Source organism: Rhodoferax sp. EU05-FHT12H12, assembly GCF_058791215.1.
Map to the genome: position 1 here is coordinate 161363 of NZ_JBYTDI010000003.1, position 13081 is coordinate 174443.

The 13081-nt window shown below is 56.2% G+C and carries 6 protein-coding genes, 2 tRNA genes and 3 rRNA genes; 10 read left to right on the forward strand and 1 reads right to left on the reverse strand.

The features are described 5' to 3' along the window. The first annotated feature begins 416 nt into the window (after positions 1 to 416). The 5 genes from AC3WS7_RS10165 to rrf all read left to right on the forward strand — a co-directional run bounded on the left by AC3WS7_RS10165 (position 417) and on the right by rrf (position 5737). A 16S ribosomal RNA gene (locus tag AC3WS7_RS10165) occupies positions 417 to 1951 on the forward strand. 96 nt (positions 1952 to 2047) lie between these two features. Beyond that, positions 2048 to 2124, forward strand: a tRNA-Ile gene (locus AC3WS7_RS10170). 24 nt (positions 2125 to 2148) lie between these two features. Further along, positions 2149 to 2224: transfer RNA gene (locus AC3WS7_RS10175), tRNA-Ala, on the forward strand. 363 nt (positions 2225 to 2587) lie between these two features. Next, positions 2588 to 5465, forward strand: a 23S ribosomal RNA gene (locus AC3WS7_RS10180). A gap of 159 nt (positions 5466 to 5624) precedes the next feature. Continuing rightward, positions 5625 to 5737, forward strand: a 5S ribosomal RNA gene (rrf, locus tag AC3WS7_RS10185). The 16S, 23S and 5S rRNA genes sit together here with 2 tRNA genes alongside, the layout of an rRNA operon. 112 nt (positions 5738 to 5849) lie before the next feature. Here the strand turns inward: rrf and AC3WS7_RS10190 are convergent. Further along, positions 5850 to 6638 carry an FFLEELY motif protein gene (locus AC3WS7_RS10190; RefSeq protein WP_492656260.1) on the reverse strand — a complete coding sequence of 263 codons (789 nt, stop codon included), beginning with the start codon at positions 6636 to 6638 and terminating at the stop codon, positions 5850 to 5852. A gap of 83 nt (positions 6639 to 6721) precedes the next feature. On the opposite strand from AC3WS7_RS10190, the gene AC3WS7_RS10195 reads away from it, so the two are divergent. The 5 genes from AC3WS7_RS10195 (at position 6722) to glyS (ending at position 13066) form a co-directional block, all read left to right on the forward strand. After that, positions 6722 to 7450 carry a GNAT family N-acetyltransferase gene (locus tag AC3WS7_RS10195; protein ID WP_296470552.1) on the forward strand — a complete coding sequence of 243 codons (729 nt, stop codon included), beginning with the start codon at positions 6722 to 6724 and terminating at the stop codon, positions 7448 to 7450. A 58-nt stretch (positions 7451 to 7508) separates the two neighbouring features. Beyond that, positions 7509 to 8381: a CorC family transporter gene (locus AC3WS7_RS10200; protein ID WP_492656261.1), complete on the forward strand. Its 873-nt coding sequence runs from the start codon at positions 7509 to 7511 to the stop codon at positions 8379 to 8381. A gap of 50 nt (positions 8382 to 8431) precedes the next feature. Then, positions 8432 to 9946, forward strand: coding sequence for an apolipoprotein N-acyltransferase (gene lnt / locus AC3WS7_RS10205; RefSeq protein WP_492656262.1), 1515 nt, complete (start codon positions 8432 to 8434; stop codon positions 9944 to 9946). A gap of 82 nt (positions 9947 to 10028) precedes the next feature. Continuing rightward, complete coding sequence (gene glyQ / locus AC3WS7_RS10210; RefSeq protein WP_492656263.1) at positions 10029 to 10934, forward strand: glycine--tRNA ligase subunit alpha; 906 nt, start codon at positions 10029 to 10031, stop codon at positions 10932 to 10934. 11 nt (positions 10935 to 10945) lie between these two features. After that, positions 10946 to 13066 (forward strand): glycine--tRNA ligase subunit beta, encoded by a 2121-nt coding sequence (gene glyS, locus AC3WS7_RS10215; RefSeq protein WP_492656264.1) that lies wholly within the window; start codon positions 10946 to 10948, stop codon positions 13064 to 13066. The last annotated feature ends 15 nt before the right edge of the window (positions 13067 to 13081 follow it).

Sequence of the window (13081 nt, forward strand, 5' to 3'; positions counted from 1 at the left end):
GGACAGTGAAACGAGTCAGCGCCGATGATAGTGCGGATTCCCGTGTGAAAGTAGGTCATCGTCAGGCTATTACAGTGGAAACACCCCGTCATTCGGCGGGGTGTTTTTTTTAGTGCTGCGTGCAGTTCTAAAAAAAGCAAAAAACTTTTGCTTGATTTGACAGGGCTTCAAAAAGTGTGTCATAATTCAAGGCTTCGCTGATCACAGCAAAGTAAGCGAAACAAAGTAAAAAATGTTTCGGATCATTAAAAATTTACAGCCGATAAGCGTGGGCGTTTGAAGGTGGTTGCCAAGTTCTTTGGAACTAAGTCGCAAGACTTTAAACGCTCATGAAGTAAAAAAGATGTGAAAGTCAGAGATGATATTCACGTCGATTCCAATTTATGAGTTGCTCGAAAGAGCGAAAAATCAAGATCGAACTATAGAGTTTGATCCTGGCTCAGATTGAACGCTGGCGGCATGCCTTACACATGCAAGTCGAACGGCAGCACGGGAGCAATCCTGGTGGCGAGTGGCGAACGGGTGAGTAATATATCGGAACGTGCCCAGTCGTGGGGGATAACGCAGCGAAAGCTGTGCTAATACCGCATACGATCTATGGATGAAAGCGGGGGATCGCAAGACCTCGCGCGATTGGAGCGGCCGATATCAGATTAGCTAGTTGGTGAGGTAAAGGCTCACCAAGGCGACGATCTGTAGCTGGTCTGAGAGGACGACCAGCCACACTGGAACTGAGACACGGTCCAGACTCCTACGGGAGGCAGCAGTGGGGAATTTTGGACAATGGGCGCAAGCCTGATCCAGCAATGCCGCGTGCAGGATGAAGGCCTTCGGGTTGTAAACTGCTTTTGTACGGAACGAAACGGTGAGCTCTAATAAAGTTCGCTAATGACGGTACCGTAAGAATAAGCACCGGCTAACTACGTGCCAGCAGCCGCGGTAATACGTAGGGTGCGAGCGTTAATCGGAATTACTGGGCGTAAAGCGTGCGCAGGCGGTTATATAAGACAGATGTGAAATCCCCGGGCTCAACCTGGGACCTGCATTTGTGACTGTATAGCTAGAGTACGGTAGAGGGGGATGGAATTCCGCGTGTAGCAGTGAAATGCGTAGATATGCGGAGGAACACCGATGGCGAAGGCAATCCCCTGGACCTGTACTGACGCTCATGCACGAAAGCGTGGGGAGCAAACAGGATTAGATACCCTGGTAGTCCACGCCCTAAACGATGTCAACTGGTTGTTGGGTCTTCACTGACTCAGTAACGAAGCTAACGCGTGAAGTTGACCGCCTGGGGAGTACGGCCGCAAGGTTGAAACTCAAAGGAATTGACGGGGACCCGCACAAGCGGTGGATGATGTGGTTTAATTCGATGCAACGCGAAAAACCTTACCCACCTTTGACATGTACGGAATTCGCCAGAGATGGCTTAGTGCTCGAAAGAGAACCGTAACACAGGTGCTGCATGGCTGTCGTCAGCTCGTGTCGTGAGATGTTGGGTTAAGTCCCGCAACGAGCGCAACCCTTGTCATTAGTTGCTACATTTAGTTGGGCACTCTAATGAGACTGCCGGTGACAAACCGGAGGAAGGTGGGGATGACGTCAAGTCCTCATGGCCCTTATAGGTGGGGCTACACACGTCATACAATGGCTGGTACAAAGGGTTGCCAACCCGCGAGGGGGAGCTAATCCCATAAAGCCAGTCGTAGTCCGGATCGCAGTCTGCAACTCGACTGCGTGAAGTCGGAATCGCTAGTAATCGTGGATCAGAATGTCACGGTGAATACGTTCCCGGGTCTTGTACACACCGCCCGTCACACCATGGGAGCGGGTTCTGCCAGAAGTAGTTAGCCTAACCGCAAGGAGGGCGATTACCACGGCAGGGTTCGTGACTGGGGTGAAGTCGTAACAAGGTAGCCGTATCGGAAGGTGCGGCTGGATCACCTCCTTTCTGGAAAACTGCAACTTAATTTGAACGCTCACACTTATCGGTTGTTGGAAGGTTGTCGCTAACGATCAGGCTTGCTTGGTCCAAAGTGACCGGCTTGGGTCTGTAGCTCAGTTGGTTAGAGCACCGTCTTGATAAGGCGGGGGTCGTTGGTTCGAGACCAACCAGACCCACCATCCCGTCCAATAGTCTATGACCATGGGGGATTAGCTCAGCTGGGAGAGCACCTGCTTTGCAAGCAGGGGGTCGTCGGTTCGATCCCGTCATCCTCCACCATTCAACGATACTTATTAAGTCAACACCAAAGTTGCTTTAAGCCCCTAGGGGCTAAAGGCTACTTTGTTGTTGATCAAGATCTCTTGATCAATCGGCTGTTCTTTAACAATTTATAGAGTTTAATCAGCGTTGCTAACATATAAGCTGCGTGAGGAAACTGCACATTCGTAAAGGTTTAGTGCAGACCGTGCCTTGCGTAGTGGTTAGCAACATAATTTTGATTGCGTCAAAATGAATATCAAACTTCACGTTTGAAATTCGAGTTATTCAAGTTAATTGAATACGGCATAACGCGTCAGGTGAAAGACCTGACAATATTCCTTGTAGATAACTTTGGTTTCGAAAGAAACGTCAAAGTTATAGGGTCAAGTGAATAAGAGCACATGGTGGATGCCTTGGCAATGATAGGCGACGAAGGACGTGATAGCCTGCGATAAGCTTCGGGGAGCTGGCAAATTAGCTTTGATCCGGAGATTTCCGAATGGGGAAACCCACCCTTTGGGGTATCGCATACTGAATACATAGGTATGCGAGGCGAACCGGGTGAACTGAAACATCTCAGTAGCTCGAGGAAAAGACATCAACCGAGATTCCGAAAGTAGTGGCGAGCGAAATCGGAGAAGCCTGCAAGTGATAGCACAAGACATAACGGAACAGCCTGGAAATGCTGGCCATAGCGGGTGATAGCCCCGTACGTGAAATGACCTGTGTGGTACTGAGCTTGCGACAAGTAGGGCGGGACACGAGAAATCCTGTCTGAATATGGGGGGACCATCCTCCAAGGCTAAATACTCATCATTGACCGATAGTGAACTAGTACCGTGAGGGAAAGGCGAAAAGAACCCCGGGAGGGGAGTGAAATAGATCCTGAAACCGTGTGCTTACAAAAAGTAGGAGCCCGCAAGGGTGACTGCGTACCTTTTGTATAATGGGTCAGCGACTTACATTCAGTGGCAAGGTTAACCGAATAGGGAAGCCGTAGAGAAATCGAGTCCGAATAGGGCGTCTAGTCGCTGGGTGTAGACCCGAAACCAAGTGATCTATCCATGGCCAGGATGAAGGTGCCGTAACAGGTACTGGAGGTCCGAACCGACTAGTGTTGCAAAACTAGCGGATGAGCTGTGGATAGGGGTGAAAGGCTAAACAAACTTGGAAATAGCTGGTTCTCTCCGAAAACTATTTAGGTAGTGCCTCAAGTATTACCTGCGGGGGTAGAGCACTGTTTTGGCTAGGGGGTCATGGCGACTTACCAAACCAATGCAAACTCCGAATACCGCAGAGTACAGCTTGGGAGACAGAGCACCGGGTGCTAACGTCCGGACTCAAGAGGGAAACAACCCAGACCGCCAGCTAAGGTCCCTAAAATTGGCTAAGTGGGAAACGAAGTGGGAAGGCTAAAACAGTCAGGATGTTGGCTTAGAAGCAGCCATCATTTAAAGAAAGCGTAATAGCTCACTGATCGAGTCGTCCTGCGCGGAAGATGTAACGGGGCTAAGCCAGTTACCGAAGCTGCGGATTTGCAATTTATTGCAAGTGGTAGGAGAGCGTTCTGTAAGCCTGTGAAGGTGCGTTGTAAAGCGTGCTGGAGGTATCAGAAGTGCGAATGCTGACATGAGTAGCGTTAAAGGGGGTGAAAAGCCCCCTCGCCGTAAGCGCAAGGTTTTCTACGCAACGTTCATCGGCGTAGAGTGAGTCGGCCCCTAAGGCGAGGCAGAGATGCGTAGCTGATGGGAAACAGGTCAATATTCCTGTACCGATGTGTAGTGCGATGTGGGGACGGAGAAGGTTAACTCAGCCAACTGTTGGACATGTTGGTTCAAGCTTGTAGTCGTGCCTGGTAGGCAAATCCGCCGGGCTTAGATGAGGAGTGATAACGAGAGTGCTTGCACTCGAAGTGAGTGATACCCTGCTTCCAGGAAAAGCCACTAAGCTTCAGCTACACACGACCGTACCGCAAACCGACACTGGTGCGCGAGATGAGTATTCTAAGGCGCTTGAGAGAACTCGGGAGAAGGAACTCGGCAAATTGACACCGTAACTTCGGAAGAAGGTGTGCCTTTAGTAGGTGAAGTCCCTCGCGGATGGAGCCCAATGAGGTTGCAAAAAATCGGTGGCTGCGACTGTTTATTAAAAACACAGCACTCTGCAAACACGAAAGTGGACGTATAGGGTGTGACGCCTGCCCGGTGCTGGAAGATTAAATGATGGGGTGCAAGCTCTTGATTGAAGTCCCAGTAAACGGCGGCCGTAACTATAACGGTCCTAAGGTAGCGAAATTCCTTGTCGGGTAAGTTCCGACCTGCACGAATGGCGTAACGATGGCCACACTGTCTCCTCCCGAGACTCAGCGAAGTTGAAATGTTTGTGATGATGCAATCTCCCCGCGGAAAGACGGAAAGACCCCATGAACCTTTACTGTAGCTTTGTATTGGACTTTGAACAGATCTGTGTAGGATAGGTGGGAGGCTTTGAAGCGGTGCCGCTAGGTATCGTGGAGCCAACGTTGAAATACCACCCTGGTGTGTTTGAGGTTCTAACCTAGGTCCATTATCTGGATCGGGGACAGTGCATGGTAGGCAGTTTGACTGGGGCGGTCTCCTCCCAAAGCGTAACGGAGGAGTTCGAAGGTACGCTAGTTACGGTCGGACATCGTGACGATAGTGCAATGGCATAAGCGTGCTTAACTGCGAGACTGACAAGTCGAGCAGATGCGAAAGCAGGACATAGTGATCCGGTGGTTCTGTATGGAAGGGCCATCGCTCAACGGATAAAAGGTACTCTGGGGATAACAGGCTGATACCGCCCAAGAGTTCATATCGACGGCGGTGTTTGGCACCTCGATGTCGGCTCATCTCATCCTGGGGCTGTAGCCGGTCCCAAGGGTATGGCTGTTCGCCATTTAAAGAGGTACGTGAGCTGGGTTTAAAACGTCGTGAGACAGTTTGGTCCCTATCTTCCGTGGGCGCTGCAGATTTGAGGAAGCCTGCTCCTAGTACGAGAGGACCGGAGTGGACACACCTCTGGTGTATCGGTTGTCACGCCAGTGGCATTGCCGAGTAGCTAAGTGTGGAAGAGATAACCGCTGAAAGCATCTAAGCGGGAAACTCGTTTCAAGATGAGATCTGCCGGGGCCTTGAGCCCCCTAAAGAGTCGTTCAAGACCAGGACGTTGATAGGTCAGGTGTGGAAGCGCAGTAATGCGTTAAGCTAACTGATACTAATTGCTCGTGCGGCTTGACCCTATAACTTTGATTCACGAAAGTGTCTCAAGGAAGTTATGCCAAGTTGACGCATTCAAAATACCTGTGACATGTCTAAGCAGCATGCACAGCGTCGAAAGACAAGCTGATTAGCTCTATAAATTGGTTGTCCAGACCTCGTCTGGATGACAAAAAGTTATGCCTGACGACCATAGCGACTTGGTACCACTCCTTCCCATCCCGAACAGGACAGTGAAACGAGTCAGCGCCGATGATAGTGCGGATTCCCGTGTGAAAGTAGGTCATCGTCAGGCTATTACAGTGGAAAAAGCCCCGTCTAGTTAGACGGGGCTTTTTTTTGGCCATTACTTTTACGCCCCTCGTGTCTACCAGCGTTTGCCCGACCCACTCGCTTGAGGGGACGAGTTATAAAGCCTTTGCAAGGCAAGCTTCCAATTCAGCTTCGCACAAGCTTGGGGGCGAATTGAACAGTTTCTCGATCCACGCGGTCTCGCGTTCATGGATGGTGCACAGAAATTGTTTCGTTTGCTGCCCTTCGCCCTCCATGCTGGCGAACGTGTCAAAACCGACTTCCAAAAAGGACTGCAAAGCCTGCAAGCCAGCTGCTCTGGCGGGGCCACGCATCATGCGCAAAGTCATACGCAGGCCTTTGGTGCGCGTGAGATTGTCCAGCTCCCGGCCAATCTCCAGCACTGACTGGAGTTGCCCCAGGCGCAGCGCGGGATTCGCAACGGACTTCCAGCACTTTAGATAAACGCTGCCATCCAGCATCGATTGTGATGCATGTGCGTGCAACTGCAAATACTGATGCGCCATCTCCAGATCAAGCTCCTCCGTCAAGGCATGTAGCTCGGCCAACGCAACAGCGGTTGCGACCACCTGTTTTGGGAAAAAAGTTTGTAACGCGCTGGCGATACGTGCAAATTGGGCATCACGGTCGGAAAAGTCCCGGACGCCGTAAAGTTCGTTAAGGAAAAAACCGGTTGGTGCGGCGAATGTGGGAGAACGCAACAAATCTTGGTAGGTACCAGCGAACCGGCGCGCTTGAAATTGCTTGATGTGCTGCAGTGCCGTCTGCAGGGGGCGTGATGCAGCCGCTTGTGCGCGCAGGTCTACGACGCGGGACAGAGAGTGACGAATCGTGGTTGCGGCATCCATAAGCGAACATGTGGCAAAAGACAGAGTCACCACCATACACGCAGCCATAGGGATTAACGAACAACAAGTTCAACGAGATTGAGGTGTCCTGACTAGGGGAAAACCCTTATAGTTACACCATGGTGGACACTAAAACTCTGATCAAAGCCTCGTTCGAGGCCGGGCGGGAGTTTTTGCGGCCGCCTTCAGAGCGGGAGGCCGAGGCTCCGAGCCGCCCTGCGCCAGCGCTGGTGCCCATCCGGTCCTTGGGTGAAAACCACAGGGGGCGGATAACGGAACACCTGCTCGCGCTCGCACCCCATGACCGTTACTTGCGGTTCGGCCATTGGGCCAATGACGAGCAAATTCAAAGGTATTCCGCGTCCTTGGACTTTGAGCGCGACGAGATATTTGGCATCTATAACCGCAAGCTAGCGCTGATTGCAGTGGCACACCTGGCCTATGCCCAGGACCAAGGACATGACAACTGTGCCGAGTTTGGTGTATCTGTGCTGCCCGCAGCGCGTGGGCGGGGCTATGGAGCCCGCCTGTTCGATCGTGCGGCCATGCACGCTGCCAATGATGGCATCAGCCTCATGTTTATCCATGCCCTGAGCGAGAACGCAGCCATGCTCAAAATTGCGCGCAATGCTGGTGCAAAAGTCGAGCGTGACGGTGCGGAGTCCGAAGCCTACCTCCGCTTGCCGCCTGCAACACTGGACTCACGGGTCACAGAAATAATCGAAGAGCAGATTGCACAGACCGACTATCGGCTGAAATCACAGGCGAAGAGTTTTTGGAGCTTTTTGGCCGATCTGCAGGCTATACGCCGCGACACGATTGATGCCAACCAGCGCAGTTCTCCCTGACTTTCAAATCCGCTATCCTTGGCGTTCCGCAACCACGGCAGTTATTTGCCCTAATCGAGTGTCCGATCCTCATCCTGCGCGCCTGTCTGAAAAAGAAGATAAGCGCACCTTTCTCCAAAAATTGGCCGAATTCATCCATCCTGGACCGGATTCCACCGCCGAGTTGATCGAAACGTTGGCGGAGGCGGAGGACAACAACATCATCGGAGCGGAATCCCGGGTCATGCTCGAAGGCGTGATCCGCATGGCCGACATGACTGCCGGCGACGTGATGGTTCCTGCCACACGCATGGACCTGCTCAACATCCAGGAACCTCTGGACAGCCTCTTGCACACCGTGATCGACACCGCGCACTCGCGCTTTCCGGTGTTCGAAGGGGAGCGTGAGAACATCATTGGCATCCTGATGGCCAAGGATTTGCTCAAGCTGCAGCGGGCGCCTGAACTCAATATCCGCGCCTTGCTGCGCCCCGCGGCGTTTGTCCCGGAGTCCAAAGGCTTGAACGACTTGCTGCGGGAGTTTCGTGGCAACCGCAACCACCTGGCCATCGTGATTGACGAGTTTGGCCGTGTGGCCGGGCTGATCACCATTGAAGATGTGCTGGAACAGATCGTCGGGGAGATTGAAGACGAATTCGACATTCCCGAAGACGAGGGCGATATCTTCGCCCTGGCCGACCGCACCTACCGCGTGAGTGGCGACACGCCACTGGAGCGCGTGAACGACGCTTTCTCGGTCATCCTGGCGGGGTCCGACCCTGAAGACCACTTTGACACCATTGGCGGTCTGATCGCCCACGAGATGGGCCACGTGCCCAAGCGCGGCGAACGCTACACGCTGGGCGGGCTGGACTTTCTGGTCCTGCACACCAAGGGGGGGGCGGTCAAGTGGTTCAAGGTGTCGCCCACCACCGAAACTGCTGCGGCGTGACCGCAGGGGCCACGTACTTTGCCGGGGCGCCTGCTGCGCCCGTATCGCGGATGTGGTTTGCTATTGTATTGATAGCTGCTTGCGCACAATCCACGGGGGCTGCATGGCCTTTTGATGCTTTTCTTGACCGCGGCGACACGCTGTGGTGGCTGCAGCTGTTGGCCCATGGGATCTTCGTGGCGGCACTGTTGTGTGCACCCACTGCGCGTGCGGCGACGGGCCTGGCCTGGTGTTTTGCCACCGTGTGGCTCAGCACCACCTTCTGGTGGCTCTTTATTGCCTTGCATACCTACGGTGGCCTGCCCTCGGTGCTCGCGGTGCTTGCCATCGTCGCGTTGGCTGCGGCCCTGGGGCTGTACTACGCCATCGCTGGCTACTTGTTCTGGCGCTGGCGCAGGGCCCCACCGGTGCTGTTGGCCTTGGGCTTCGCCGCCTTATGGACCATGGCCGAGCTTGCGCGTGGCACCTGGCTCACGGGTTTTGGTTGGGGTGCGGTGGGCTATGCGCACCTCGATGGTCCTTTGGCCTGGTACCTGCCCTGGCTGGGTAGTTATGGTGTGGGCTGGCTGGCCGCCTTTGGCGCGGCTACGCTGGGTCTACTGGCACGCAAAGGGCTCGCCAACGCCGTCGTGTTGGCGGGCTTGCTGGCGCTCCCGCTGATTGCCCCCCCTGTGTGGAATCAGTGGACCCAAGCCAGTGGCAGCTTGAGCGTCACCCTGCTGCAGGGCAACATTCCGCAAGACGAGAAGTTTGAGACAGGCAGTGGCGTGCCAATGGCGCTGCAGTGGTACGCGCAGCAGTTGCTGGCCAGTAACACTGCGCTTGTCGTGGCGCCAGAGACCGCCGTGCCCTTGTTGCCGCAGCAGTTGCCGGACGGCTATTGGACTGCACTGCAACAGCGCTTTGCCAGCGGCACGTCAGTGGCACTGGTAGGTATCCCATTGGGCAGCTACACACAGGGCTACACCAACTCCGTGCTGGGTCTGGCACCGGGGCAGACCGAGCTCTGGCGGTACGACAAGCACCACCTGGTGCCGTTTGGCGAGTTCATTCCGCCGCTGTTCAAGTGGTTCACCCGCATGATGAATATCCCGCTGGGCGACTTCAACCGCGGGCCCCTGGGCCAGCCGTCCTTGTCGGTGGCCGGTGAGCGCGTGGCGCCGAACATTTGCTACGAAGATTTGTATGGTGAGGAGTTGGCCAGCCGGTTCACGGACGCCGCACAGGCCCCAACGGTGTTTGCCAATGTGAGTAACCTGGGCTGGTTCAACGACTCCATTGCGCTGGACCAGCACCTGAACATCTCACGCACACGCGCGCTGGAGTTTCAGCGGCCGTTTGTACGGGCCACCAACACGGGTGCTACCGCCATCCTGGACCACCAGGCCGTGGTGCAAAAAGCCCTGCCCACCCGCACCCGCGGCGTGCTGGTGGGCGAGGTGCAAGGCCGCACCGGGGTGACGCCATTTGCCTGGTGGGCAGCACGCTTCGGGCTCTGGCCTTTGTGGGTGGTGTGCTTGCTGTTGGCCGGTGCGGCTTGGCGTGCGGGCCGCCGCACGCGCTAGCAGCCGCAGCCCCGTAAAATGCGGGGTTTACTCGAACGAACGTTCTTGCCGCGGCACCCCGCCGCGCACCAGCCCACGCACCATGCTTACTTTTCAGCAAATCATTTTGAAACTGCAGTCCTACTGGGCTGACCAGGGCTGCGCCCTGTTGCAACCCTATGACATGGAAGTGGGCGCCGGCACCTCGCACACCGCAACCTTCTTGCGCGCCATTGGCCCCGAGCCCTGGAAGGCCGCCTACGTGCAGCCCAGCCGCCGCCCCAAGGACGGCCGCTATGGCGAGAACCCCAACCGTTTGCAGCATTACTACCAGTACCAGGTGGTGCTCAAGCCAGCGCCCAGCAACATCCTCGAGCTGTACCTGGGCTCGCTAGAAGCTCTGGGCTTTGACCTGAAGAAAAACGACATCCGCTTTGTGGAAGATGACTGGGAAAACCCCACGCTGGGCGCCTGGGGCCTGGGCTGGGAAGTCTGGCTCAACGGCATGGAGGTCACGCAGTTCACCTACTTCCAGCAGGTCGGCGGCATTGACTGCAAGCCTGCTACCGGCGAGATCACCTATGGCCTGGAGCGCCTGGCCATGTACCTGCAGGGCGTGGACAACGTCTACAACCTGACATGGACCGAAGGCCTGAGCTATGGCGACGTGTACAAGCAAAACGAGGTGGAGCAGTCCACCTACAACTTCGAGCACAGCGACGCTGACTTCCTGTTCACCGCGTTTAATGCGCATGAAAAACAAGCCAAGCATTTGATGGAAAACCAGTTGGCCCTGCCGGCGTACGAGCAAGTGCTCAAGTGTGCGCACAGCTTCAACCTGCTGGACGCGCGTGGCGCCATCAGCGTGACGGAGCGCGCAGCCTACATCGGCCGCATCCGCAATCTGGCGCGCAGCGTGGCGCAGAGTTATTACGAGAGCCGCGAGCGCCTGGGCTTCCCCATGGCACCGCGCGAGTGGGTGGAACAGATGACGAAGAAAGCCGCGTGAGAGCAATGACGATGACTACCCAAAACCTGCTCGTTGAACTGTTTGTGGAAGAGCTGCCCCCCAAGGCTTTGAAGAAGCTGGGTGAGGCGTTCTCCTCCGTGTTGGCGGATTCGCTGAAAACCCAAGGGCTGGCGGCGGCCGATGCGGTGGTGACCCATTTTGCGTCGCCGCGTCGTCTGGCCGTGCACGTCACGTCCGTTGCCGCACAGGCGGCCGACAAAGCCGTGTCCCAAAAACTGATGCCCGTGGCTGTGGGCCTGGATGCGGCTGGCAACGCAAGCCCCGCATTGCTGAAGAAGCTGCAAGCCCTGGGTGCGGACGCATCTGCGGTGGCGAACCTCAAGCGTGCGCCCGATGGTAAGGCTGAGGCCCTTTTCTTTGAGAGCACCGTCAAAGGCGCCACGCTGACCGAAGGCCTGCAAAAGGCGCTGCTGGACGCGATTGCCAAATTGCCCATTCCCAAGGTGATGACCTACCAGCTGGAGAGCGGCTGCGAACTGCCGGGCTGGAGTAGTGTGAGTTTTGTGCGTCCCGCACATGGTCTGGTGGCGCTGCATGGGCGTGACGTTGTGCCGGTGCAGGCGCTCGGTCTCAACGCCGGCAACAGCACGCAGGGTCACCGCTTTGAAGCGGCTGTGTCGCCCGTGGTGGTCCCCGATGCCGATGCCTATGCCGCCGTGTTGGCCATGGATGGCGCCGTGATTGCTAGTTTCGCCGAGCGTCGTGCCGAGATCGTTCGTCAACTGGCAGCTGCGGCAGCCAAAGTGGGCGGCGGTTGCAAGCCCATCGACGACGACGCGCTGCTGGACGAAGTGACCGCGCTGGTCGAGCGCCCCAATGTGCTGATCTGCGAGTTCGAGACTCAGTTCCTGGACGTGCCGCAGGAATGCCTGATCCTGACCATGAAGGCCAACCAGAAGTATTTCCCGCTGCTGGACGCCAACAACAAGTTGACCAACAAGTTTTTGGTCGTGAGCAACATCAACCCCGACGACACGAGTTTTGTGATCGGTGGCAATGAGCGCGTGGTGCGTCCGCGTCTGGCCGATGCCAAGTTTTTCTTCGACCAGGACCGCAAAAAGACGCTGGCCTCGCGTGTTGATGGTTTGGGCAAGGTGGTGTACCACAACAAGCTGGGCACACAGGGCGAGCGGGTGGAGCGCGTGCGCGTGATAGCTAGGACCATTGCTCATCAGCTGCGGGACTTGACGCTGGTGGCGCAAGCCGACCAGGCCGCGCAACTGGCCAAGACCGATCTGGTGACCGACATGGTGGGTGAGTTCCCCGAGCTGCAGGGCATCATGGGGGGCTATTACGCGCTCAATGACGGCCTGCCCGAGGCGGTGGCCCATGCGATTGAAGACCATTACAAGCCGCGCTTTGCGGGCGACAGCCTGCCGCGCAACGATGTGGGTGTGGTGGTGGCGCTGGCCGACAAGCTGGAAACCCTGGTCGGTATGTTCGGTATCGGTAATCTGCCCACCGGCGACAAAGACCCGTTTGCCCTGCGCCGCCATGCGCTGGGCGTGATCCGCATGCTGGTCGAGAAAGACTTGGCATTGGACGTGTCGGCTTTGGTGCAAGGTGCGGCGCCTGCTTTCGGCGACAAGATCTCGGATGCCTCCACCGCCTTGTCCGACTTCATCTTCGACCGCCTGGCCGGCTCTTTGCGCGAGCAGGGCTATAGCGCCCAGGAAGTGGACGCTGTGCTGGCCTTGAAGCCCCAACGCCTGGGGGATGTCGCCAAGCGCTTGGCGGCCGTGCGTGCCTTTGCCGCACTTCCCGCGAGCCCCGCCTTGGCCGCCGCCAACAAGCGGATCAGCAATATCCTCAAAAAGACGGACGATGTGGATGCGCATGTGAGCGAGGTGCTGCTGCAGGAAGCGGCCGAAAAAGCGCTCTTCGTTGCCATGCAAACCGTATTGCCCCAGGCACAAAACCAGTGGCAGTCGGGGGACTACACCGCGTCTTTGCAATCTTTGGCCGCACTGCGCGTGCCGGTGGATGCGTTTTTTGAGGATGTGATGGTGAATGCGGAGCAATTGGATCTGCGTTTGAACCGTTTGGGCCTGCTCAAGTGCCTGCACGACGCCATGAACCGCGTGGCCGATCTGTCCAAGCTCGCTGCCTAACCGGACCACAGCCCC

What these genes read in the sequence shown, in the direction of transcription:
- AC3WS7_RS10190 (WP_492656260.1), bottom strand. Translation starts at nt 6,638, where the DNA reads ATGGTGGTGACTCTGTCTTTTGCCACATGTTCGCTTATGGATGCCGCA.
- AC3WS7_RS10195 (WP_296470552.1), top strand. Translation starts at nt 6,722, where the DNA reads ATGGTGGACACTAAAACTCTGATCAAAGCCTCGTTCGAGGCCGGGCGG.
- lnt (WP_492656262.1), top strand. Translation starts at nt 8,432, where the DNA reads ATGTGGTTTGCTATTGTATTGATAGCTGCTTGCGCACAATCCACGGGG.
- glyQ (WP_492656263.1), top strand. Translation starts at nt 10,029, where the DNA reads ATGCTTACTTTTCAGCAAATCATTTTGAAACTGCAGTCCTACTGGGCT.
- glyS (WP_492656264.1), top strand. Translation starts at nt 10,946, where the DNA reads ATGACTACCCAAAACCTGCTCGTTGAACTGTTTGTGGAAGAGCTGCCC.